Below are 23,655 nucleotides of genomic sequence, written 5' to 3'. Positions count from 1 at the left end.
TTAAATATTTTTCTTTCAAAAAATTTAGCTTATTTTAAGAATCTTTAGAAAAGTTCCACGGCAAAAGAGTTTAAGATTTTTATCTAAGAAATAATTTAGTTTTTAGAGTTGAATTTAGGAAATCAAAAGGTTTTAAATTATAACAAATTAGCGGTGTTTTAGCCCTACATTAAGAGCTTTTTCTAATAAGGTTTTGCGTTCAGGATTGAGCTGTTTAAAATGTCGTTCTGCTTCTAGGATTAGTTTTGCATTGACACTTTTGTGAGAAGTTAGAATCGCAATGAATTCTAAATCGAAATCAGACATTTCACTCATATATTGCATATAATGCGTATATGCGAGATTAGAATACTGCCCTAGTTTGTTTAAATTGTTGTTCTTGTCTTTGAGTAATTCTAGAAGTTCTTGTGCATTGGGAACTTTAGGTTCTTTTTCTTTGATTCTGTTTTTGATGGATTTATCGCGTAAAAATGCGATAAACAGCGCAACTGCTAAAACTATAACAACTAAAACAATCAAAACTAAAACCCAATTTTGCATTTTTTCCCTTTAGATTCTTTGTGCAATTATAACTTACTTTCTTGTAAATTTAGAATCATAAAGACTTGTTTGCATTAAAAATTTAAGATAAATTAAGGTATGAATCCTAATCTTAAAAAAGCTTGAAACATATATGGATACTTATGTGGCATTGAGTGTAGATGTTTTAGAGGGGAAAGTGTGCAATATAGACTTTAGGATAATCCAAAAACTATGCTAAAACTGCGGATTTGGATTTGCCAAAAGATATGCAGGAGATGCAGAATCAAACCTTGCAAAAATGATAAAATTGAGATGGAGAAATAGACCTTTTTGAGAATTTTGGTGGCAAAGAAAAGCTGATTTCCAAACTAAAATCCACCCTGCAAACAGAGGCAAAGAAGCTAGAGGGAAAAATCTCTTTAGCGGATTTTGTCGCAGAGCCAATCCAACACAAAAAACAAGTTAAATAGAACTCAAAAGAAATACTAAAAGCACAAGAGTTATTTATCAAATTTGCTTACAGCGCAGGGAGATTTAAACATTTTAAGTGCAGGAGATGAAGAAGTTGTTAGCATCCGTAATGCCAAACTACAAATTAAGATTGCTCAAAACACAGAATCTTTTGAAATGTTTGTGTGAGATTCATTAAATTTTATTTACTTTTGGCTATAATCCGCAAATTTTTAAGGAGTTTTATATGAATAAGGAAGAATTTAAAACAAAAGTAGAATCTTTACAGAGCGTACCACATTATAAAGAGCCTTTAGGATTTGGGGTTTGTTATGCAGATGTAGGCGTAATGAGTGGCAAGGTTTTACAGGCAACTTATCCGGTGTTAAATTGGGGTGAAAATTTCGGTGCTTATGCGATTCTTGAATCTTTGCGTGAAGAATGTGAGGTGCTAGAGGAATGCGAAAGTGAGTTGGTGCTTGGGATTACAGAGGGCTTTATTATTGCGGCTTTAGCGAGTTTTGGCGGATATATCGCCGAGACACAAGAAAGCCCTAATACACACAAAAATGTCTCTGTGCTTTTAGAGTTACAACGCGCCTTACAAGAGGGCAGAATCTACACCGAAAGTGGCGATTTTCGCTACCGATTTTGTGCAATTTATCAAGATGCGCAATGCAAAAGTGTAGAATCCGCATACTTGAAACTGCTTGCTCTCTCGCTTGGCAAAGCCCCGCTTAGAAGTTTGCAATTAGATGGAATCTTTGGGCTTTTGAGTAATGTTGCTTGGAGTGGCAATGTGCCTTTTGAGCTAGAGTGGTTGCGAGAAAATGAGATTCCACTTAAAATGCGTGGAGAGTTCCCTGCGATTGATTTTGTGGATAAGTTTCCCCGTTATTTAATGCAAGTGATTCCACAATACGATAATATTCGCTTGCTTGATACCGCAAAAACCCGTTTTGGAGCGTATCTTGGCAAAGGTGGTTATACACAAATGCCCGGAGCAAGTTATGTGAATTTCAATGCTGGTGCAATGGGTGCTTGTATGAATGAAGGGCGCATTAGCTCTAGTGTTGTCGTAGGTGAGGGGAGCGATGTCGGCGGTGGGGCTAGCATACTTGGTGTTTTAAGTGGCGGAAATAGTGAGCCAATTAGTATCGGCAAAAATTGCCTTTTGGGTGTAAATAGCTCTACGGGAATTAGTCTGGGTGATGGTTGTATTGTAGATGGTGGAATCGCAGTTTTGGCTGGGACAATCTTTAAGATTGAGCTAGAGGAAGCAAGAAAGATTGCAGAAATTAATCCAAATTTTGAGATTAAAGAAAGCGGAATCTATAAGGGGCGTGATTTATCGGGCAAAAATGGTGTGCATTTCAGACAAGATTCTAAAAGTGGCGCAATGATTGCATTTCGCTCCAACCGCAAAATAGAGCTTAATGCCGCGTTGCATTAAGCAATTTCCTTGTTGTTGCTTAGAAAATGCCCAAAAACTTGGCTGTGATTTGACCAATGAGATTTGCTTCGTCGCAGAAAAAATCAAAAAAACTTGGTATGGGCAGAGGTGTTAGAATCTTATATTATTTACAAATATATAGAAAGGACGCAGTTAAGTAATTTTTGGGATATTACTCCTTATCTTAAAGAGATTTCAAATCTCATTGTCAAACTCCATTCGTATGGCTTGGCTTCTAATGATATTTGGAGTGAAAATTTTATCCTTGATTCTAAGGAGAGACTTAAAATTATAGATTTGTCTGATAATGGGTTTTTGTCTATTTGTCAAGCAAATGATTGGTTGGCTCTCAAACGATTCTATGGTATTGAAGCAGAAAATAAAAGCATTTTTTATTATTTGATTTCGTGGAGGAATGCTTTTCGCAGTTATTTGCGAAAATTGCGCGGTAAGGAAGCTTAAGGGATTCTGCCATTGCAATGCTTGTGATTGACATACGACAACCTTTCATTGCAAAGAGCAACGCGACGAAGTGAATCTATAACTTTAGCAATCAAAAAGATTCAACTGCGAGATTTCAGATTATGGATTTGTGCGGAGAGTGTTTCACGCACGCCACGACTTAATAAATCAAGTTTCACAAGGACGCAATGACAGAATTACTCGCAACTCTATATTGGTTAGTTGCTTGTGCGGTAGCGGAATTGTCCTTTTTTGAGCACCATATCCATTCCGCCTATGCTGTAAAGCCATTTGTTTTCAATCGTATTTTTCATAAATGCTGCCATTTCACCTTTGACATTTTTGTGATAAACAATCCCCACACCATCGGTATGTCCGATAGAACAAACCGTGCCACGATGGTTGAATTTAAAAGAAGGTGCAAAAAGCTTGTTTTCTAGTTTTGCACAGAGGAGTTCTGCAAGATAGTCTCCCATTTGCGCAGAGAGTTGTGCAGTGGGGGCGTGGATAGCATCTTTGTCAGTAGCGATAGCGCAATCTCCCACGACATAGATATTTGGAAACTCCTCACATTGTAATTGGGGATTGACTTTAATACGTCCTTTTTTGTTTAGAATCTCGGATTTCTCTACGATGTCGCTACCTTTGACACCCGCACTCCAAATAATTGTATTGCCATAGATTTCTTGCTTTTGCCCTTCTTTTTCTACTATGACTTTGCCCTCTTTAATCTCCTTAATGGTTGCACTTGATAGAATTTCTACGCCAAGTGCTTTGAGTTTGGATTCTGCTGTTTGGATAAGATTTTCATTAAAAACAGGCAGGATATGCGGTGAGCGTCCGATACAGGTAACCTTTGGAATTTGTCTATCAATTCCGCAGATAAGGCAAAGCTCTTCTAATTGTGTCGCAAGTTCAGCGGCAAATTCAATCCCTGTAAAGCCTGTGCCACACACAATAATTTGCAAATCTTTTGGGTTTTTTGTATGCACGAATTCTTTAAATTTATTTTCAATATTTTTTGTTAATTTCAATGCGGCATTGAGTGAGGAGAGCTTGTAAGCATATTTATCTACTCCCGCGATTCCAAAATTATCAGGCTTGAAGCCAAGTCCAATGACTAAAATATCATAAGGATATTCTCCGCCATTTCCAATGACTTTATTTTCTGTTGGACAGAGACGAGTGATTTTATCCTTGATAAATTCTACTTTTTGTGGGTTTAAAATCTTGCGATAGTAAATTCTTGCTTTTCTTGCACTTAATGTTCCGATTGCTACTTTATGTAACAAAGTTGTCTGATAGTGATAGTCGTGTTTGCTAATCAAAGTAATTTTTGCATTTCCTTGATATTTTCTTTGAAGCCCCAAAGCCACTTTTAAACCACCATAACCCCCACCAATTATCAAGATTCTTTTTGCTTCTTGTCCCATTTCGCGCTCCTTTTTAGACTTGAAAGATTTATCTTAAAATATTATTGTTAATATAATGCTAAAAGGTTAAAAATTATTTTATTTTTTAAGGAAAATATGAAGTTTTTGAATTTTTATTGATTTAGCTGAATAATATTGAAAACAAAAATATAGAAATAGTCAAACTTTTAGTTATAATTAACAGCTTAATTTTATTGTAAAAAGGAAGAAAGAGTTGCAGAATCTCAAACGATATTCTTTAATTGTTGTTATTATCTTAATGCTGTATTTTTTGGTTGCATTTCCAGAAATCGCACAAATTCTTGCCGGAGTTGCAATTTTGCTGATTGGTATGATGAATCTAAGCACGGGATTCAAATCATTTAGCGGGGGACTTTTAGAAAAGATTTTGACAAAATCCACGGATACGCGCTTGAAAAGTATTGTGTTTGGTGTAGCTACTACAATGCTAATGCAATCCTCAACCCTTGTTTCTGTGATTTCCATCTCTTTTCTTTCTGCAAGCTTGATTACTCTTGCGCAAGGAATTGGGATTATTTTTGGGGCAAACTTAGGCAATAGTGCGGGCTCTTGGCTGATTGTTGGATTGACAAGTATTAATATTTCTATCTTTGCGATTCCACTTATTGTATGTGGGACGGTACTAAACTTCCAAAAAGATAAAGTTTTTAAAGGAATTGGGCTAATCTTTGTAGGGCTTGGATTTTTCTTTTTAGGAGTAGATTATATTAAGGGAGGTTTTGAATCTTATAAGGAGATTATGGACCTTTCACGTTTTAATTTTGATGGATTTAAGGGCGTAGTGATTTTTGTTGGGCTTGGTGCTTTGATGACAGGGATTGTGCAAAGTAGCCACGCAACTTTGGCGATTATTATTTCTGCATTAGTGAGTGGGCAGATTGGATTTGAAAACGCGCTAGCTGCTACTCTTGGGACAAGTGTTGGGGGTGTTGTAACAGCAGTGATTGCGAGTTTGAGTGCAAATATTGAAGGAAAAAAGCTCGCGATTGCGAATTGTATTTTTAACTTTAGTATTGCCATTATCGTGATTGCATTTTTTCCTTATTTTGTGAATTTAGTGAATATTACAGCGGGTTTCTTGGGGCTTTCAGAGGACAATGTCGCCCTTAAAACTGCGCTTTTTCATACATTGTTTAATCTTGTGGGCGTGATTTTTATTTCTTTGTTTATCCGACAAATCGTATATTTCTTGGATAAAACGATTAAAGCTCCACGGGATAGAGAAATGGACGCTCCTTTGTATTTGGATGAAAACCTCATAGAATACCCTGATACCGCCATTGACGCCTTGCAAAAAGAATCTATGCACTTATACAATAATGCTTATGCGATGATTGCGCACACGATTGGCTTCAACCGCAGCGATATTCGCGGCAAAGAAAGCTTTGATACGATTGTAAAAACAAAAAAATGGTTTAGCGGAAATGTGGATTTGGATTACCTTTATAAAAGAAAAATCAAAGTCTTATTTGACGCAATTATGGAGTTTTCTACCAAAGCACAAAGATATGTAGAGGACGAAGATAAAAACCAACGCATTTATTCCTTTAAGCTTGCGATACGCAATATTGCAGAAGCCACTAAAAACTTAAAGCTCATTCAAGCAAATATGAAAGTTTATTCCGTTTCATCTAATCCTTATCTTGCAGGACAATACAATGCAATGCGCAAGGATTTAGGAGAGCTTTTGCGCAGTATTGAGGAATTGAAATTAATGAAAGACGAAAGTGCTTATGTGATTTTGAAGCAAATTAGAGCAACGAAAGATATGCCAAAAGAATTTGACAGAAATATTATGAAAGATGTAGAGAATCTCATTGCAGAAGAGAAAATCAGCGCAACGAATGCAACTTCAATCCTGAATGATAGCTCTTTTATTGCAGATATTGCGATGAGTTTAATGGAAGCAGTGGAAGTCATTTTTACCAAAGAAGAATGGTTAGAGACTGCTGAAGAGTCAGAAACAGAACAAAACTAGGGAATCTCGCCTATTCTCTAGTTTTTGAAAATAAAATACTAAGGGTAATTCCTGCCGACAAAATAAACGCAATGACATACAAGCTCACAAGAGGAGGAATCTCAAATCCTACGCCAAACATATGATACAAGGCATTGCATAGGATTTTAATGGCAATGAAAAAGAGCAAGACAATCACAGCTTTTTCTAAATAGATTAAGTATTGCTTCAATGCTTCAAGCACAAAATATAATGCCCTCAAGCCAAGTATAGCAAAAATCATTGCGGAATAAATAATTAACGGCTCTTGTGAGATTGCAATCACAGCTGGAACACTATCAAAGGCAAACATTATATCACTCACTTCTATCACACATAAGCATAATAAGAGGGGTGTTGCGATGATGGAGCCTTTGTCTGAAAATTTGATGTTTGGATTCTCTTGCAGCTTAAGTGCAAGTGTTTTTCTGCTAATAAAAAAATGATGTCCAACAATTTTTGGAAAAACTGAAAAATATTTATAAACAAGTTTATAAGCCAAATGGTTGGAATAATCCTCTATTTCTTCATTATTATTACTCTTTCCAAGCATTGCAAATGCAGTCCAAAGAATAATTGCGCCAAAGACAAGCTGCACCCACGAAGCAAGTAAAAACAGGCTACTCCCGATTGCAACAAAGATGAGGCGGAAGGTGATTGCTCCAATAATTCCAAAATATAATACTCTGTGTCTATATTCTTGGGGAATCTTAAACCAAGAAAAGATAGCCATGATGACAAAAAGATTATCCACAGATAAGGATTTTTCTAAGATATAGCCTGCGAAAAATAAAGAAGCCATTTCTTTGCCGTGTTCATAATACACAAATAAACCAAAAAGAATAGAGATAAAAACCCAAAAAATAGACCAAATACTAGCAGATTTCAAGTTCGTAGTTTTGTCTTTGTGTCCTAGAAAATCAATACAAAGTGCAATAATGACAAAGATTGTAAAGACAGCAATTGTATGTAGGGGGAATCCTAAATAATCCATTGAATATCCTAAAAGAAATTTTTGTTAAAAAACCGCTACAATATTTTAAATTACAAAAATAAATATTTGGTAAATGTATTTGCAAGGACAATCTAGTTTTTAAGTGTAGCTTTATTATGACGCTTTTATAATTTTATACTTTAACTTTTTTAGGATATTTATGCGGATTTTGTTTTGTTGTTTAATTTTTTGCGCTCAATTATGGAGTAATGATGTTGAAAATGCTTTAAAATCTTTAAGTTTGACTCCAAAAGCACAAGAAATGTTGAAAAGTGCAATGGCAGAATTTTATGCCGAGAAACGAGCCTACCAGAAGAATAATTCTCGCATTCGGAATCGCTTATTGCTAGATTTAAAAAGTGGCGTAAAAGTGGATTTAAAGCAATACGAGAAATCTTTTAAAGAAGTGGAGGAAGAATACATTAAAGCAAGGATTGCTTTTTATGTTGCAGTTGCAGAGATTTTAGATACAGAGACTATGGATAAGCTTTTGGAAAAGATTTGGGAGTGGTAAATGTATAAGATTTTAATCGTAGAAGATGATTTGGAGATGCAGAAACTATTGGTGGATTATTTGCGCCAAAGTGGTATGGAAGTTATGGCGACAGATAGTCCTAATACTGCGCTAGAATGGATAAAAAGTAAAGGTGGATTCCATCTTGCAGTGTTAGATATTATGCTACCTGAAATGGACGGCTTAGAGTTGTGTCAAAAAATGAGAAAAATTAGCGATATTCCTATTATTATGTCCTCTGCACGAGCGGATATTAGCAGTAAGATTCTAGGATTTGAGCGAGGAGCAGATGATTATTTGGCAAAGTCTTATGAGCCCATTGAGCTTGTTGCACGCATCAATGCATTATTGAAACGTTGTTCTCAAAACAAAAGCATAAAATATGGAGATTTAGAAATAGATGTGGATAGACGCAAGGTAAATGTTGAGGGTTACAATGTGGAGCTTACGCCTGCAGAATTTGAAATTCTAAACTTACTGATTGCACACAGAGGGAAGCCTTATTCGCGAGAGTCTTTAATGCAAGCGATTTCTAGTATTGCTCCGGATTCCTCTTTGCGAAGCATTGATACACACATTAGGAATTTGCGCGTAAAGCTAGGAGATGACGCAAAAACCCCTAAATATATCCAATCCATTTGGGGAATTGGTTATAAATTTTGCGATTAAGTTCTAAATAAATGGAGCAATAGGATTAAATGAAAGGTAAATTAAGAATCCCAAATCTTATTCCACCACTTTTTGTTCAAATTTATCTTTTATTTATTATTTCTCTTTGCGCCACGGGTGCAATTGTGTATTTCACAAATATGAACAATTTAAAAAATAATGAGGGGGCGATTCTTTCTCAAACAACTTTTTTAGCTCAACAATCTTTAATAGAATTTATTGGCGGTAATACTGCGCAGTTGCGAGAGATTGTGCAAAATAATGATTACAAAATCGTGCGTCAGATTCCAGAGAGTGCAGTCGTATTATTGGAAAGTCAAGATTCTTTTGCCAAGATTAAAATTTTTAAACTCCAAAGCCATTATGGTTTTCATTTGGAATATTTGGAAATGACCTTTGTTGCGTTGAAAGACTATAAAAACGCATTGTCCGCGGATAGTGGCTTGAATATTTGGATTCTTTTAGACTTTTTGATACAGCTTCTCACTTTTGCGATTATTTTGGCGCTTCTCCATCCGCTAAAAGTTTTGCAAAGCGCATTGCAGGATTTTACTAAGGGAAATTATAAGATTAAGATTCCTGTGCCAAAAGAGCCACAACAAGCGGAATTGGCTTGGAGTTTTAATGCAATGAGTGAGAAAATTTCTAAATTAATGATTGCGCGAGAGTTTGTGTTAAGGAATATTGGACACGAGCTAAAAACGCCAATCTCTAAAGCAAAACTTGCTTTGGAAATGATGCCAGACAATCCCCAAAAAGAACTTGTAACAAGGTGCGTAAGTAATTTGGATAATTTAACAAGTCAGATTCTAACCTTTGAAAAAATCCAAGAGGGTGGAGATTTACTTGTGTGGAGTGCATTTGATGCAGAAACATTGATTTTGGAGACTTTGACACATTTATTTATTGAAGAAGAGGAATTGGAGATTGAAATTAAAGAAAATTTTAAAATCTATGGAGATTTGCAGTTTTTGTCTATTGCATTAAAAAATTTAATTGAAAATGCAAAGAAATATAAAAGCAGTGGGAAAATTATTGTCCAAACAGGATTGGAAAAAAGGCTTAATGAGGACACGACTTGGGGCTTGCCATCAGGAGTAGATGAATTTTTTGCAATCAATATTTGTAATTTTGGTGCGCCATTGAAACATTCAATTTCTTATTACTTTGAACCTTTTTCACGTGAGGATTCACATACGTTGATTCAAGGCTATGGGCTAGGTTTAGGGATTTTAAAAGGTATTTTGGAGTTGCACCATTTGGGATTTGGGTATGTCTATGAAATCACAGAATCTCAACCACAAGAAAAAGAAATAGCCAAAATAGGAAAACATTATTTTAAAGTGATGTTTCCAAAAGGAGTAAAATTATGGAAATAATAGGAATTGATTTGGGTAGCAATTCTTTGCGTGGAGTAAGAATGCAAGTTTGCGAGAAAGAATTTCAAAAGGAATTTGCAGTCCTTCAAGAATATGATACGACGGTGCGCACAGCAGAGGGGCTAGAGGATAGCGGAGAAATTTGTGAAGCGGCAAAAGAAAGAATCATTCAAGGTTTGCTTGAAATGAAGTGTGCATTAGATATTACCCCACAGCAAGAAGTGGTTGCGCTAACGACGCAAGCAATGCGTAAAGCGCGCAATCGTGAAAGGATTTTGCAAGAGATTTGGGAGCGTACACAGATTCAATTTCGTGTGATTTCAGGAGAACAAGAGGCGCAAATTACTTCTCTTGCTCCAAAAATTGCTGTGCAAAGAATCGCAAGAGAGAATCCAAAATACAAGCAAGATTGTTTTTTGCTTGTAGATATGGGAGGAGCGAGTAGTGAGTTTGTACTTTGTGGAGAGAATGGGAATCTAGCAAGAAGTTTTGACATTGGAATTGTGAGTGCAAAGGAACGTTACGGGAGTGTGGAAAAATTGTTGGCACAAAGAGAGGAGTTTTTGAAACCGATTCTTTCGTTTATGCAAGAATGTTGTCAAAAGGGGAGAAAAGCGCGTTTTATGATGGCAAATAGTGGTACTCCTACAATGGTATGTGCTTTTAAGTTGGGGCTTATAGAATATAATGCAAGAGTAATTTTTGGCACAGAATTAACAAGAGAGGACTTTTCTGTGGAATTGGCGAAATTTTTAGCACTTTCTCAAGAATCGCAAGTCGGTCTTGTTGGAATGTATAAAGCTGATGTTGTGCCTTTTGGAATCGCTCTATTTACTTGCTTTATGGAGGCTTTAGGATTCCAAGAGTGTTTAGTAGTTGATGAGGGTTTGCGTGAAGGTGCTGTGATAGCGCATACGCTTGGGCTTTTGGATTGAAAAATTATAAACTCAAATCCTTAGGATTCTTTATCTAGCCCATTGAGCACAGGAACAAAAATACAATGCTCTAGTTCTTGCCTTTCGCTTAAGATTCCATTGCGTTTAATGAATCGCGTGATGACTTGCGTATTATCTATTTCTAATGGTGCGATGAGGATTCCACCTTCACTTAACTGCGTGATAAGACTTTGAGGAATCTCTCTAATAGAAGCAGAAAACAAAATCCTATCATAAGGCGCGTAAGCACTCCAGCCCTTTTGCCCATCGTCTAGCTTGGTATTGATATTTGCAATCTCACATAATTTGATGCGCGTCCTTGCCTCTAAAAGTAATTTTTCAATCCTTTCAATGCTGAATACACGACGAATAAGCTTGCTTAAAATGGCTGCTTGATACCCACTTCCACAGCCGATTTCTAGCACAGAATCCGCACCATCACATTGTAAATATTCTGTCATTTTTGCAACTGTGAGTGGAGAGCTAATCCATTGACTAGCTCCCATAGGAAGAGCATCAAGAGTGTAAGCAAGGTGTGCAAAACCATTGGGAACGAAAATTTCACGATTAATGCTTAAAAATGCTTTTTCAACAGATGGGCTAAGGCGGAATCTCTTAGAGATTTCAAGCACCATATTTGCGGTTTTTAAGGATTGCATGGGGTTTTGCTAAGTCCAATATCAATAAATTTGCGTGCTTGTGTGATTTCGTTAAAATTTGCGCGCAAAGAAATCACTTCTTGCTCGTCGTCTTTGGTTGCATAGCCAAAAGGAGAGATAATTGCACTTCCTTTAGCACAAGTGTCGTTTGCACCGCTGCTAGCCATTACGAAGCTTTGCGTAGTGATTGCTAAAGCTTTGGAGAGGGTTTCAAAATTGTCTTTGCGCTCTTTTCCCCATTGTGCGGGAACAAAAATCAAATCACAACCTTTGAGAAGTTGCCAAAGCTCAATGAAACGTAATTCAAAGCAGTTGATTGCGCCACATATGATTCCATCAATCTCAAAAGGTGCAATTTCTGCTATATCCCCACTTTGGAAATGTAAATGCTCATTGCCTAGAGGAAAAAGCTTGTGTTTGCTTTGTTTGTGAAGTAATTCACCTTTGTAAAAGACTTTTAAGTTATTATAGAATCCATTGCGGTATTTTTCAATCATCGTAATTACGATGACTCTATCACTACAAAGACGCAAGAGTGATTCTGTGGCGACTTTGGCAAACTCGGCTGCCTCGTCCATTCTCTGATAGCAAAAATTTGTCAAGCAAACCTCGGGTGCTAAAATAATAGAATCGCTTTCGCAGTCTAAAATGAGATTCTTTAAATGTGTCAAATTGTCTTCAAAGTTTTGCTTTGTTTTAAGTTGTAAAGTGTAAAGTGGCTTAGAAATCATCAAAATTTATACTCCCTTTTGCGTAATTTGTTACATTTCCCTCAAAGAAATTTGTTTTTTGTTCATTGAATGAACTAAAAGAATCCACCCATTTAATAGGGTGTTTAGCGTTATAAAGCGGAGGCAAACCCACGCGCTTTAATCTATCATCGGCAAGATAGCGAATATATTCGTGGATAATCTCGCTTGTAAGTCCTAGAATCTGTCCTTGTGTAATATAATCTCCCCAAGCAGATTCTACTTTCACCGCCTCTCTAAACATTTCAATCACTTCTTCAATCAAGTCTTTAGTAAAAAGATGTGGCATTTCTTTTTTTAAGGAATTGATGAGGTTTTGGAATAGCAATAAATGCGTTACTTCATCGCGTTGGATAAAGCGAATCATTTGCGCGCTTCCTAGCATTTTTCCACTTCTTGCAAGTGTATAAAAAAAAGCAAATCCACTATAAAAATAGATTCCCTCTAGGATTTGATTGGCAAACATTGCCTTTAGAAGTGTGGATTCTGTGGGATTGAGTGCTAGTTCCTCATACACATTTGCAATGTAGTCATTTTTGTTTCTTAGCTGCATATCTGTGCGCCACATTTCATAGATTTCATCAGTATTTGCCGAAATGGATTCTACCATTACGGCGTAACTTTGGGAATGTAAGGCTTCTTCAAAAGCTTGACGCACTAAGATGAGATTGATTTCTGGGCTTGTGATATAGGGATTCACATTATCAATGAGGTTATTTGTCTGCAAAGAATCCATAAAAATAAGTTGCGCTAAGGCTCTATCGTAACCGATTTTTTCTTCTGGAGTTAAGCCATCAGCATAATCGCGTTTATCTTGTGTCATATTGACTTCTTCAGGAAACCAAGAGTTTGCAAGCATTACTTTCCAAAGATTATAAGCCCATTGGTATTTAATTTTATTCAGTTCAAAAATGCTTGTAGGATTACCCCCAAAGATTTTGCGCTCATTCACGCTTTCTTGGGAGTTTGGATTATAGATTTTTTTGCGATTAATCATAAAATTACCTTAAGAAAACATAAAATATTTAAGTGTAAAATAAAAGTAGAAATTATAGAATTTTAAAGCTTTAAAACTTATCAATTATATATAAAGAAATGATAAAGGCAAAGTATGAAAATGATTAAATTAAATATCAGTGGAATGCATTGTAGTGCCTGTTCTTCTACGATTGAGAAAAATTTACAAAAGATTCCGAGTATTAAAAACATCAAGATTAATTCTATCAGCGGAAAGGCAAAAATTGCGTATGATGAAACGCAAATTTCAGAAACGCAAATTACTGAACAAATTACTTCTTATGGATTTCCTGCGAACCTAGATGATTCTAAAGAGCAAGAAATCGCTTATATTAAGGGGTTAAAGCGGAGATTATGGGTAGCAATCCCCTTGTTTGCGGTGATTTTTTCTCTGCATATGGGTGGATTCCACACTGATTGGAACGGAGTTGTTCAGCTAATTCTAGCAAGCATTGTGCAGTTTTATTGCGGATTGCCTTTTTATCAAGGGGCAAAAAGCTTTTTTAAAACAAAATCGGCAGATATGAATGTCCTCATCGCACTTGGCACAAGCGTGGCTTATCTTTATTCGCTGTATCTTTTTGCAAGTGGCGAGAGTGGATTTTATTTTGAGGGCAGTAGTGCAGTAATTTGTTTTGTGTTGGTGGGCGAATACTTAAAATCAAGCGCAAAGAAAAAAGCAAGTGATGAGCTAGAGATTCTCTCTAAACTTTTGCCTACGCAAGCAAGGTTGCTAAACGAATCGCAGCAGACACAATGGATTGCAATAGATAAGATTCAAAAGGGCAATCAATGTTTGGTTATAGGTGGTGAGAAGATTCCATTAGATGGCATAGTAGTCTCTGGGGAGGCAGAAGTGAGCAGTGCGCATATTAATGGCGAAGAGTTACCAAAAACATTGGGTGCAGGCGCGGAGGTAATTGGCGGGAGTTTAGTTTTAAATGGCGAAATTGTGATTGAAGCAAGCAAGGATTCTAATGAATTTTTTGTTTATGAAATGTTGGATTTACTAGAGCTTTCACAAGCGCAAAAGCCTCCTATTGGCGCACTTGCAGACAGAATTGCTAGCATTTTTGTGCCAAGTATCGTGATTCTTAGTCTTATTTGCTTTGTTTTTTGGTATTTTTGGACGAGTAATCTTGCTTTCGCACTATCTATTGCCGCTTGCGTGCTTGTTATCTCTTGTCCTTGCGCACTTGGGCTCGCTGTGCCTTTGGCGATTGTTTGTGCAAGTATGCGTGCAAAAAAAGCAGAGATTTTGATTAAAACGCCAGATATTTATGAAAAGGCAAAACAAGTAAAAACGATTGTGTTTGACAAAACAGGCACACTCACCAAGGGAGAGATTGTGATTTGTGATTGCAAGATTTTATCTCAAACTCTCTCTTATGATTTTGTTTCTAGCCTTGCTTGCGCAATGCAAAAGAATAATCCTCACCCTATTGCGCGGGCAATTTTGGATTTTGCCAAAGATTCTACCCCAATTCCTTTGGAATCTAAAACCTATGAGATTGGCAAAGGGGTGCAGGCGGTTTTTGAAGGAATGTCTTATTCTTTGGGCTCATTAGAATGGGTAGAATCCTTATGCAAAACAACATTACGAGATTTTCCTCGTGAAAATTGTATTGCACTTGGGGATTCAAAGGAGATTTTAGCTTTGTTTTATTTGCAAGATTCCATTAAGGAAAATGCAAAAGCCACGATTAAGGCTTTAAGATTACGCGGAATAGAATCTGTGATTTTAAGTGGAGACAATGAAGCAAGTGTTGCAAAAATTGCTCAAACGCTTGGAATCTCAAAATTTTTTGCGGGTGTCAATCCTGAAGAAAAGGCAAATGTGATTGTGGAACTCGCACAAAAGGGCGCGGTTTGTTTCGTCGGAGATGGGATTAATGACGCACTTGCACTTAAAAGTGCAAGCTTTGGAATCTCCTTTGCGCAAGCCACAGAATTGGCACAAGAAGTGGGCGATGTTTTGTTGTTGAAAGAAAATTTATGGGGAATCGTGGAAGTGTTTGATATTGCCAATGCGACTTTGAAAAACATTCGTGAAAATTTGTTTTTCGCCTATGTGTATAATATTGTGCTGATTCCTATTGCAGCAGGTGTACTTTATCCGCATTTTGGAATCGTATTGCAACCCGCTTTTGCTGGAGCGGCTATGGCGTTTAGCTCTTTGAGCGTTGTAAGCAATGCGCTAAGAATCTCGCGTTTAAGGTTGGAAAATTGCGTTTAATATTTGGAATTTTATTTTTGATTGTCTCAAATGCGTTATATGCACTTTCTTATTTGGTATTGGAAGAAGAATATCAGTTTAAAGAAAATTCCATCTATGCTAGAGATTTATTTCCGGATTTGCAAAGCAATTTTTTGCTCTTTAGCATTCCTAAAAATTCTAATAGTTACCAAATCAAAAGTTCTCAAATGACAGAAAAATTTGCAAATGAGGGAATCTCTGTGGGTGCAAAATCCCCAATTATTACCTTTAAGCGTGCCATAAGGGGCGAGATTGAGGGGATTAGGAAGTATATTTTAGCTGAGTTTTTGCGCGAATATCAGCCCTATAAGATTCAGGTAAATGCTGTGCATTTAGAGCAAATTACGCCTGTGGATTTTAAAGAAGATGCGATTTTGTCCATTGATTTTCACTCTAAATTACTTAAAAAACGCGAGGGAAGCTTTGATGTCGTGGTGCAAGAAAAGAATGGAGAACAATTAAGGAATCGTAAGGTTTATTTTAAGTATGCTATTGACGCAACTTTGCAGGTCGTGCAGACGAGTGAAACTATCAGCGGTCGTCAGAGTATTGGCTACAATAACGCACGCCTTATTCGGATTCCTTTTGAACGTGTAAGTAGCATATTGATGAAAGAAAATGAAATGGGAAAAGTTGCCGTGCGTTCTTACACGCCCAAAGATGTGATTGTTACACAAGACCGCTTAATCCTTAAGCGTGTCGTGAAAAAAGGCGATAAAATTGCGGTGAGCGTCAGTGAGGAGGGCGTGTTGCTAGAATTTGTGTTAGAAGCGCAAAAAGATGGCGCGGTGGGGGATACGATTAAGGCGCGTGCATTGCAAGGCAAAAAAACCTATGAGGTAGAAATCATAGAAGAGGGAAGGGGGAGATTATTATGAAGCGTATAATCGTTGGAGTTAGCGGTGCAAGCGGGGTGGAGCTTGGTTTGAGATTCTTGCAGTGTTTGCCAAAAGAGTTAGAAAAATACTGCGTCCTCACACAAGGTGCAAGATATACATTGCAGGCAGAAAATTCCCGAAAAGATTCCACAATCCCTCAAGCTAAGTGGGATTGGATAGAATCCTTGCAGGAGATTCCAAATCTTGTTTTACTAGAAGATACGGATTTGGGTGCAAAAATTGCGAGTGGTTCGTTTATTTGTGAGGCAATGGCAGTGATTCCGTGTTCTCAAAATACTTTGGCAAAAATTGCTTGTGGGATTTGCGATACGCTTCTAACGCGTGCGGCAAATGTGATGATAAAGGAGAATCGCAAATTACTTCTTGCTCCTCGCGAAATGCCTTTTAGTCCGATTGTGTTAGAAAATATGCTGAATCTCTCTAGGATTGGTGTGCGAATTGCTCCGCCGATTTTTGGATATTATGCAGGAAAAAGCTTAGAGGAAATGGAAAGATTTCTCATTGGTAAATGGTGCGATAGTCTCTCATTGCCTTTTGATTACGCTCGTTGGGGCTAAATTAATCGCTTTTAAAATATATCGCAGAGAGATTCGCCATTATGCAGTCGCGCACTTTTAGTGTGTTGGCATTCTAAAATGAGATTTTTTAACACAAAATATGCCTTGCGCCCATTGTCATTTGCGATAAAGCCATTTTTTTGCTTTTCAAAATAACACGTGCTGGGTTTCAAATCAAGGTTTTGATAGAGTGCATTCCAATCTGTCGCAAGATTTTGTTGTTTTTGTGCTTTAAGGGTTAGTTTGAGATTCAAGACTTGGAGCTGCAATTTTTTGATACAAGCGTTTTGGGTGTAATGGCTAAATTGTGGAATCCCAAAGCTAAGTAGAATGCCAAGTAGAGATAGCACAAGCACCAATTCCAATAAAGTAAAGGCAGATTTGTGTTTTGATGTCATTAAAATACGATAGAGCTGCTAAGTAATGGAATCTTAAGCTCTCGCACAAGATGAATGCTTTCAATAAGTTTTTCGCAAGTGTCGCCTTGAGAATTTCCGCTTGCTTGCGTAGAAAGTTGCAAAAATTGCACGGATTTTGGTGTGCTTGCGGTGGAGTGATTGGAATCTAACAAGGTCGCACTAACACAAGGATTGCCATTCTTGTCTTGTAGTTTGCTTGTGATTGTATAGTCGTTGAGATTCCAATTTGCGCTACTAAGCGTAACCGCGCTAATAAAAGTCCCTTCTCCTTGTGCAAGGAAATAAGCAGGAAAGGAAGTCTTGAGCGTGTTAATATCGCTTTTGAGGGCGACAAGCTTCGCGTCATCACGGCTTGCAGAAATTTTTGGAATCGCAACAGCAGCCAAAATGCCTAAAATCACCAAAATAAATACAAGCTCTAGCATGGTAAAAGCTTTTTTGCTCTGCATACCTCTTTCCTTATCAAGTGCGAAATCTTCTTAGATTTTTGTTAAAGCCTGCATTGTAGCTGTTTTTGAGCGGTTTGTAAAGGGTTGTGAAAAATTTGATTAATTTCCCCCCTATAATTAATAGGGTAAAGTTTTATTTTTTTGCTAGACATAAGAAATTTTATTTTGTTTAAGATTTTTGGAGGGATAAATAAATGAATTGTTTTTTGATAACAAATAATTGTATAGGAACTTTTATATATTAGGGATTATAACACTCAATACCAAAGCCCTACCATTAATTTATAAATGGTGTCAATGGATTTTATAAAATTTTGTCTTAAAACTTTCCTGTGGCTCTATTGGGAGATATAATATTATTTTTGCAGCATTACAAGAGTTTTAGTTTAGCAAAAGAGAAATGGTTGCAACGTAAAAAAGGATTCAATTAGTATCAACATCTATCTAAAAATACTAGAAATATTAAATATTATGAGATTTTTGATTTTTTGTCTTGGTATCATCAAAATAAAGCAACTAAAAGTCAATCCAGCATTCACTTTATTACAAACTTCAACGCAGCAGTCCATAGAATCCACTCCCACCTCGCCTACAAACTAGGTTCTGCAATGATTCTAAACTCTAAAAGTTTATGGGGATATATACGAATGCCTTATGTTCTTAGTTTTATCAAAGAAACACATAGAAAAGAAATTGCAGATTATGAAGCAAGAGTTGCAAAGAATCCTAGCTTAAAACTTCCTCCTTTAGAAGCCTATACAGATTACAAACAAGCTTTAAAAGAAAAAGAATGCTTTACTTATAAATTAGGACTTGCTTTAATGTAAGCAGATAAGGGTTGGATTAAAGGGGGTTATTTAAGATTCTATTTTCTTGATGTGCCAAGACTAAGAAAAGAGTTTAAGGAGAAAAGAAAATGAGATTCCATAAGAGATTTTACTTTATGCAAGAGTATGGATTGCCACAAATTGCAAACAAATCTTTAAATATCAAACAAGTCTTGTGTTTGTTTGCTTCCCTCAAGTAAGCTGCTAAAATGCAAGATTTTGCAAGTATTTTCTAAAAGAGCAAAAAGCTTAGATAAAACCTGTAAATCACGATGATAAACATAAACTCCATAGCCACGAATCACCATAATTTTTTTGCCACTTTCTTTAAAATAGCGATTGATTTCTACATCGGCACGTTCATACCAACTATCAAAGTCTTTGGGGTTATAAACCTCTAATGTGTCAAGCATTTTGTAGCCAAAATAGTCTTTGGGAACGATTTTATTGTGCGTTAGAGTATAAGAAACGGTAAAAGGGGGCATTCCGTAGGCAATGTATTTTGCATTGGGAATGTTTTGATAGAGGAGAGAATGAATAAAAGCGTCCATACTCGCGTCATTCCAGCGGTAATCCCTTTTGTGATAAAGCATAATTAGGGATTCTTCATCTAAATCATCAAAAATCGCATCTTTTTTATTAATTAGAAAATGTCCCTCTTCTAGTTTCGTAGAGATTGAGCCGTGAAAGATTCCAAAGAAATTTTTACGAAACATAGAAAGGGAGATTGTTTTGAGATTCTGTAAAATCTTTTTGTCTAGCATATCCATTTGTTTTTCCTTTAAAAGAGTGCATTGGCTTGCGCAATAAAGTCTAGAGGATCCACTTGCGCTCCACGAATGAGAATCCCAAAATGCAAATGTGGCCCGCTTACGCGTCCTGTTGCTCCACTTAATGCAATTAAATCTCCTTTTTCTACAATCTGTCCTACTTCTACTTTGATTTCACTGCAATGATAATACATACTAAAGATTCCCTCCCCGTGGTCTAAAACCACAGAACCACCTGCTAGAAAGCGATGTTTGGCAATGACAACTTTGCCACGATTGCTTGCATAGATTTCTGTGCCAATTTTTGCTCTAAAGTCTGTGCCGCTATGGTAACTTTTGAGTTCATTGTTGAAGACGCGCGCACTTCCAAAAGGGCTTGTAATGACGCTTTGCATAGGATAGATAAAAGCAGAATTCCAAAGTCTTTCTTGGCTGTAATTGCTGTAAATTTTGTTTGCTTCTTCACGTTCTTTTTGGATTCTTTCTTGATTTTTGGGATTGGGTTTGACTTTGTTGGGGCTTGCTTGGATTTGCTCTTTGGTGTAGTTTCCCGCAATAATTTGGACAATAGAACCATTTTCTAATGTAATTGTAGAGGCGGGTGTGCGATAAGGGATAGACAGAATCGCTATTTTTTGGGATTTATCGCTAGGGTGTGGAATCCAAGTATAAGTTTTTTGGTTGATTTTGATAGGTTTTGGATTCGTCGCTGTGGTAGATAGAATAATTGTCTTACCATTTTCTACTTGAAAGGTTGAGGGAGTGGCAATGGAATCTTGCGCAAAAAATTGTGTGCCAAAAACAAAAAAAAACAGAACTAATAATTTTTGGAATATTGTATTAGTCGGCATATTGGAAACTCTCATTTAGGATTCTCCTTATAAAATTTAAAAGACTTATAGGATAACAGAGTTTTGCTTAAAAATCATATTAATCCTTGCCCTTGTGAGCGAAGCAATCCATAAATATAGAATCTTGCAAGGACAAATCCTTAATCTTGCATATCTTAAAAAATTCTATAATTGCGTATAAAATTTTAAGAAAGTTTAGTTTATTTTGTTAATTTAACTTGACAATAATAGACTAAAGTTATATAATTTCGCTTGAAATTTGAAAGAATAATTGCTAAAATTCAATTTTAAATATTCAAAAATCAAATTTAAGGAGCGAAAGTGCAAGAAGAGCAAAATGAAAATCAAACTTTTGACGATTCGCAAGAACATGACGAATCCCAAGAGGAAGTGGTGGCAAATGATGCGGATTCTAAAGAAGCATTACAATCGCAAATTAACGAGTTAAAAGAGCAATATGTGCGTGCTTACGCAGATTTTGAAAATACCAAAAAACGTTTGATTCGCGATAAAGACCAAGCCTTAGAATATGCGTATGAAAAAATCGCTAAAGATTTGCTTCCAAGTCTTGATACTCTTGAAATTGCATTAAAAACAATCCGTGATTCCAAAGAAAATAGCGAAAATCAAGAGGAAATTTTGAGAAAAATAGAGGAGGGCATTGCGCTGACTTTGGATAATTTGTTAAAAACATTGGCAAAACACGGGATTGAGCCTATCTTGACAGAAGGTGGGTTTGACCCGAATTTCCACGACGCAATTATGCAAGTGCAAAGCGATGCGCACGATTCGGGCGAGATTGTTGCAGAAATGCAAAAAGGTTATAAATATAAAGAAAGGGTTTTGCGTCCCTCTATGGTAAGTATTGCCAAGTAGAAAAACGTAAAATAAATTTAAAATCAAAGGATAAAAAATGGGAAAAGTATTAGGAATTGATTTAGGAACAACAAACTCTGCAATGGCGGTATTTGAAGGCAATGAGGCAAAAATTATCGCGAACAAAGAGGGTAAAAACACAACACCTTCTATTGTTGCATTTACAGATAAAGGTGAGGTTTTAGTTGGAGACCCTGCAAAGCGTCAGGCAATCACAAATCCAGAAAAAACTATTTATTCTATTAAAAGAATTATGGGATTAATGTTTAATGAGGACAAGGCGCAAGAAGCAAAAAAAAGACTTCCTTATAAAGTAGTAGATAGAAATGGTGCGTGTGCGATTGAGATTGCGGGGAAGGTTTATACTCCACAAGAAATTTCAGCAAAAATTTTAATGAAATTAAAAGCAGACGCAGAAAGCTATTTGGGCGAGGAAGTTACAGAGGCTGTTATCACCGTTCCAGCGTATTTTAATGACGCACAAAGAAAAGCGACAAAAGAAGCAGGAACGATTGCGGGATTGAATGTTTTAAGAATTATTAATGAGCCAACAAGTGCGGCGTTAGCGTATGGTTTGGATAAAAAGCATTCCGAAAACATTGTTGTTTATGATTTGGGCGGTGGGACATTTGATGTAACCGTGCTTGAAACAGGTGATAATGTCGTAGAGGTAAAGGCAACAGGTGGGGACGCATTCTTAGGTGGAGATGATTTTGATAATGCGGTGATTGATTGGGCAGCAGCAGAGTTTGAAAGCGAAAATGGAATCAATTTAAAAAGTGATGTAATGGCATTGCAAAGACTAAAAGAAGCAGCTGAAAATGCGAAAAAAGAGCTAAGTAGCGCACAAGAAACAGAAATTAACTTACCTTTTATTACTGCGGATTCTAGCGGTCCAAAACACTTGGTAAAAAAACTCACACGTGCGAAGTTTGAAAGCCTTATTGAGCAATACATTAATCAAACAATTGACAAAATTGCCAATGTTATTAAAGATGCGGATTTGAGCAAAAGTGAAATCAATGAAGTCGTAATGGTGGGTGGTTCTACTAGAATCCCAAAAGTTCAAGAGAGAGTGAAAGACTTCATTGGAAAAGAATTGAATAAATCCGTCAATCCTGACGAAGTTGTTTCAATGGGTGCGGCAATTCAAGGAGGCGTGCTTAAAGGTGATGTGAAAGATGTCTTGTTGCTTGATGTTACGCCTTTGAGTTTGGGAATTGAAACATTGGGTGGCGTAATGACAAGAATTATTGAGCGCGGGACAACGATTCCAACAAAGAAAAATCAAGTTTTCTCCACCGCAGAGGACAATCAACCCGCAGTTACGATTCAAGTTTTACAAGGCGAGCGTGAATTAGCACGCGATAATAAAATGTTGGGAAATTTTGAGCTAAGTGGAATCCCAGCTGCTCCTCGTGGCGTGCCACAAATTGAAGTTACTTTTGACATTGACGCAAACGGAATCTTAACCGTGAGTGCAAAAGATAAAGCAACAGGTAAGGAACAAGAGATTAAAATCACAGGTTCTAGCGGATTATCCGATTCTGAAATTGAAAAAATGGTTAAAGACGCAGAGTTGAATAAAGAAGAGGATAAAAAGAAAAAAGAAATCATTGAAGTGCGCAATCAAGCCGATAGCCTCGTATATCAAAGCCAAAAAAGCCTAGATGAGATGAAAGATAAGATTGATGCAAGTGAAGCAGAGAGAATCCAAGCAGCAATTACTGCTTTGCAAGAAACACTTAAAAATGAGAATGCAACAAAAGAAGAAATTGAGGCAAAAGTCAAAGCCTTGACAGAGGCAAGCCATAAACTTGCAGAAGCAATGTATAAAAAAGACGAAAATGCGCAAGGCGGTGCGCAAAATAAAAAAGACGATGATGTGATTGACGCAGAAGTGGAATAGGAATCTTATAGGGGTGGAATCTCATCTTAGAGATTCCATTTGCAAATCCATAATCCTGCACGCCTGCGATTCTGTCCTCTCGTCATTGCGAGCGTAGCGAAGCAATCTAAAATATAAAACCTTAAATGTGAAATTTTGTTGTAAAATTGAATAACTTCGCTATAATATCAACTTATTTTTTCTAAAGGCTCTGTGATAACAAGTGTGGGGCATATCTCTATTTGGTTTAACAAAATCCTCTTTAAATTCCCGATTTACTTTCTCTCTTGACCCACAAGCAAACTCTCTGAATTTTATCAAAAGCTAAATACTACTTTAAAAGAGTTTTTTAGAATCTCTACCTAAATTCGATTTATAGAATCTTTAATGTCCCAGAATCAAAGCTAGAAGACAAAGAATTTTTATTGACAAAAAATAGTGATTTGTATGCATTGTTGCCATTGGTGTTGTGTGCAGATGAGATTTCTAACGCAAAATCAACAAGACAGAGAATTAAAATTTATATTACTAGTAAGCTTGCTGCAAGGGATAAAATAGATATTAGTTTAGAAATGTTGGGATATACGCTTGATTAAGGTGCTAATACTT

General features: G+C 36.6%; 24 protein-coding genes and 1 pseudogene. 15 read left to right on the top strand and 10 right to left on the bottom strand.

What is annotated here, in order from left to right; genetic code table 11:
* Positions 1 to 147 precede the first annotated feature (147 nt).
* On the bottom strand, positions 148 to 540 hold the full coding sequence (locus tag CQA43_RS02200) for a hypothetical protein (protein WP_115550992.1): 393 nt from the start codon (positions 538 to 540) through the stop codon (positions 148 to 150).
* A gap of 679 nt (positions 541 to 1,219) precedes the next feature.
* Here CQA43_RS02200 and CQA43_RS02190 point away from each other — a divergent pair.
* Positions 1,220 to 2,425 (top strand): tetrahydrodipicolinate N-succinyltransferase N-terminal domain-containing protein, encoded by a 1,206-nt coding sequence (locus tag CQA43_RS02190; RefSeq protein ID WP_115550990.1) that lies wholly within the window; start codon positions 1,220 to 1,222, stop codon positions 2,423 to 2,425.
* A gap of 63 nt (positions 2,426 to 2,488) precedes the next feature.
* Positions 2,489 to 2,887: a lipopolysaccharide core heptose(II) kinase RfaY gene (locus tag CQA43_RS02185; RefSeq protein WP_115550989.1), complete on the top strand. Its 399-nt coding sequence runs from the start codon at positions 2,489 to 2,491 to the stop codon at positions 2,885 to 2,887.
* 218 nt (positions 2,888 to 3,105) lie between these two features.
* Here CQA43_RS02185 and CQA43_RS02180 read toward each other — a convergent pair whose 3' ends face one another.
* On the bottom strand, positions 3,106 to 4,320 hold the full coding sequence (locus CQA43_RS02180) for an NAD(P)/FAD-dependent oxidoreductase (protein WP_115550988.1): 1,215 nt from the start codon (positions 4,318 to 4,320) through the stop codon (positions 3,106 to 3,108).
* A gap of 193 nt (positions 4,321 to 4,513) precedes the next feature.
* Here CQA43_RS02180 and CQA43_RS02175 point away from each other — a divergent pair, with 193 nt between their 5' ends.
* Positions 4,514 to 6,319 carry a Na/Pi cotransporter family protein gene (locus CQA43_RS02175; RefSeq protein ID WP_407918771.1) on the top strand — a complete coding sequence of 602 codons (1,806 nt, stop codon included), beginning with the start codon at positions 4,514 to 4,516 and terminating at the stop codon, positions 6,317 to 6,319.
* A 10-nt stretch (positions 6,320 to 6,329) separates the two neighbouring features.
* On the opposite strand, the gene CQA43_RS02170 is transcribed toward CQA43_RS02175, so the two are convergent.
* Positions 6,330 to 7,331: a TerC/Alx family metal homeostasis membrane protein gene (locus CQA43_RS02170; RefSeq protein ID WP_115550986.1), complete on the bottom strand. Its 1,002-nt coding sequence runs from the start codon at positions 7,329 to 7,331 to the stop codon at positions 6,330 to 6,332.
* A gap of 160 nt (positions 7,332 to 7,491) precedes the next feature.
* Between CQA43_RS02170 and CQA43_RS02165 the strand changes: the two genes are divergently transcribed.
* Genes CQA43_RS02165 through CQA43_RS02150 form a run of 4 tightly spaced genes read left to right on the top strand, consistent with a single transcriptional unit; the run spans position 7,492 to position 10,828 of the window.
* Positions 7,492 to 7,845, top strand: a complete 354-nt coding sequence (locus CQA43_RS02165; RefSeq protein ID WP_115550985.1) for a hypothetical protein — start codon at positions 7,492 to 7,494, stop codon at positions 7,843 to 7,845.
* On the top strand, positions 7,846 to 8,514 hold the full coding sequence (locus tag CQA43_RS02160) for a response regulator transcription factor (RefSeq protein ID WP_115550984.1): 669 nt from the start codon (positions 7,846 to 7,848) through the stop codon (positions 8,512 to 8,514).
* Between the two features lie 29 nt (positions 8,515 to 8,543).
* On the top strand, positions 8,544 to 9,893 hold the full coding sequence (locus CQA43_RS02155) for a histidine kinase dimerization/phospho-acceptor domain-containing protein (protein ID WP_181881597.1): 1,350 nt from the start codon (positions 8,544 to 8,546) through the stop codon (positions 9,891 to 9,893).
* A complete protein-coding gene (locus CQA43_RS02150) occupies positions 9,884 to 10,828 on the top strand; it encodes a Ppx/GppA phosphatase family protein (RefSeq protein WP_181881596.1) in 945 nt (314 codons plus the stop codon). The genes CQA43_RS02155 and CQA43_RS02150 overlap by 10 nt, the downstream gene beginning before the upstream one ends.
* Before the next feature lie 20 nt (positions 10,829 to 10,848).
* On the opposite strand, the gene CQA43_RS02145 is transcribed toward CQA43_RS02150, so the two are convergent.
* The 3 genes from CQA43_RS02145 to CQA43_RS02135 are packed head-to-tail and all read right to left on the bottom strand — an operon-like array spanning position 10,849 to position 13,233.
* Positions 10,849 to 11,487 carry a protein-L-isoaspartate(D-aspartate) O-methyltransferase gene (locus tag CQA43_RS02145; protein WP_115550982.1) on the bottom strand — a complete coding sequence of 213 codons (639 nt, stop codon included), beginning with the start codon at positions 11,485 to 11,487 and terminating at the stop codon, positions 10,849 to 10,851.
* On the bottom strand, positions 11,475 to 12,218 hold the full coding sequence (locus tag CQA43_RS02140) for a carbon-nitrogen hydrolase family protein (protein ID WP_181881604.1): 744 nt from the start codon (positions 12,216 to 12,218) through the stop codon (positions 11,475 to 11,477). The genes CQA43_RS02145 and CQA43_RS02140 overlap by 13 nt, the downstream gene beginning before the upstream one ends.
* Positions 12,208 to 13,233, bottom strand: a complete 1,026-nt coding sequence (locus tag CQA43_RS02135) for a ribonucleotide-diphosphate reductase subunit beta (protein ID WP_115550980.1) — start codon at positions 13,231 to 13,233, stop codon at positions 12,208 to 12,210. The genes CQA43_RS02140 and CQA43_RS02135 overlap by 11 nt, the downstream gene beginning before the upstream one ends.
* A 114-nt stretch (positions 13,234 to 13,347) precedes the next feature.
* Here CQA43_RS02135 and CQA43_RS02130 point away from each other — a divergent pair, with 114 nt between their 5' ends.
* From CQA43_RS02130 to CQA43_RS02120, 3 genes are read left to right on the top strand one after another with little or no spacing between them, the layout of a single operon-like run.
* Complete coding sequence (locus CQA43_RS02130; RefSeq protein WP_115550979.1) at positions 13,348 to 15,489, top strand: heavy metal translocating P-type ATPase; 2,142 nt, start codon at positions 13,348 to 13,350, stop codon at positions 15,487 to 15,489.
* Positions 15,480 to 16,388, top strand: a complete 909-nt coding sequence (gene flgA / locus CQA43_RS02125; protein ID WP_115550978.1) for a flagellar basal body P-ring formation chaperone FlgA — start codon at positions 15,480 to 15,482, stop codon at positions 16,386 to 16,388. The genes CQA43_RS02130 and flgA overlap by 10 nt, the downstream gene beginning before the upstream one ends.
* Positions 16,385 to 16,966, top strand: a complete 582-nt coding sequence (locus tag CQA43_RS02120; RefSeq protein WP_115550977.1) for a UbiX family flavin prenyltransferase — start codon at positions 16,385 to 16,387, stop codon at positions 16,964 to 16,966. Before flgA ends, CQA43_RS02120 begins: the two co-directional genes overlap by 4 nt.
* An 11-nt stretch (positions 16,967 to 16,977) precedes the next feature.
* On the opposite strand, the gene CQA43_RS02115 is transcribed toward CQA43_RS02120, so the two are convergent.
* Together CQA43_RS02115 and CQA43_RS02110 are read right to left on the bottom strand one after the other, a co-directional pair.
* The gene (locus CQA43_RS02115; protein ID WP_115550976.1) at positions 16,978 to 17,364 is read right to left on the bottom strand and encodes a prepilin-type N-terminal cleavage/methylation domain-containing protein; all 387 of its coding nucleotides are present in this window, start codon (positions 17,362 to 17,364) and stop codon (positions 16,978 to 16,980) included.
* A complete protein-coding gene (locus tag CQA43_RS02110) occupies positions 17,364 to 17,834 on the bottom strand; it encodes a type II secretion system protein (protein WP_115550975.1) in 471 nt (156 codons plus the stop codon). The genes CQA43_RS02115 and CQA43_RS02110 overlap by 1 nt, the downstream gene beginning before the upstream one ends.
* A 332-nt stretch (positions 17,835 to 18,166) precedes the next feature.
* Between CQA43_RS02110 and CQA43_RS10010 the strand changes: the two genes are divergently transcribed.
* Together CQA43_RS10010 and CQA43_RS09385 are read left to right on the top strand one after the other, a co-directional pair.
* A complete protein-coding gene (locus CQA43_RS10010; RefSeq protein ID WP_115550974.1) occupies positions 18,167 to 18,265 on the top strand; it encodes a DUF1919 domain-containing protein in 99 nt (32 codons plus the stop codon).
* A 123-nt stretch (positions 18,266 to 18,388) separates the two neighbouring features.
* A pseudogene (locus CQA43_RS09385) lies at positions 18,389 to 18,754 on the top strand (sugar transferase); the annotation flags it as partial.
* Between the two features lie 62 nt (positions 18,755 to 18,816).
* Here the strand turns inward: CQA43_RS09385 and CQA43_RS02095 are convergent.
* Together CQA43_RS02095 and pgp3 are read right to left on the bottom strand one after the other, a co-directional pair.
* A complete protein-coding gene (locus CQA43_RS02095) occupies positions 18,817 to 19,431 on the bottom strand; it encodes a class II aldolase and adducin N-terminal domain-containing protein (protein WP_115550972.1) in 615 nt (204 codons plus the stop codon).
* An 11-nt stretch (positions 19,432 to 19,442) separates the two neighbouring features.
* Positions 19,443 to 20,297, bottom strand: coding sequence for a peptidoglycan metallopeptidase Pgp3 (pgp3, locus tag CQA43_RS02090; protein ID WP_245944194.1), 855 nt, complete (start codon positions 20,295 to 20,297; stop codon positions 19,443 to 19,445).
* A gap of 306 nt (positions 20,298 to 20,603) precedes the next feature.
* On the opposite strand from pgp3, the gene grpE reads away from it, so the two are divergent.
* The 3 genes from grpE to CQA43_RS02075 all read left to right on the top strand — a co-directional run bounded on the left by grpE (position 20,604) and on the right by CQA43_RS02075 (position 23,642).
* Complete coding sequence (gene grpE / locus CQA43_RS02085; protein ID WP_115550971.1) at positions 20,604 to 21,158, top strand: nucleotide exchange factor GrpE; 555 nt, start codon at positions 20,604 to 20,606, stop codon at positions 21,156 to 21,158.
* A 37-nt stretch (positions 21,159 to 21,195) separates the two neighbouring features.
* Entirely contained in the window at positions 21,196 to 23,067 is a 1,872-nt protein-coding gene (dnaK, locus tag CQA43_RS02080) for a molecular chaperone DnaK (protein ID WP_115550970.1), read from the top strand.
* Positions 23,068 to 23,417: 350 nt separating this feature from the next.
* Positions 23,418 to 23,642 carry a DUF2972 domain-containing protein gene (locus CQA43_RS02075; protein ID WP_115550969.1) on the top strand — a complete coding sequence of 75 codons (225 nt, stop codon included), beginning with the start codon at positions 23,418 to 23,420 and terminating at the stop codon, positions 23,640 to 23,642.
* Positions 23,643 to 23,655 lie beyond the last annotated feature (13 nt).

Source organism: Helicobacter ganmani, from assembly GCF_003364315.1.
Lineage (GTDB): Bacteria > Campylobacterota > Campylobacteria > Campylobacterales > Helicobacteraceae > Helicobacter_D > Helicobacter_D ganmani.
The sequence above is the reverse complement of the archived record's forward strand: the minus strand, read 5'-3'. Positions and strand labels throughout refer to the sequence as shown.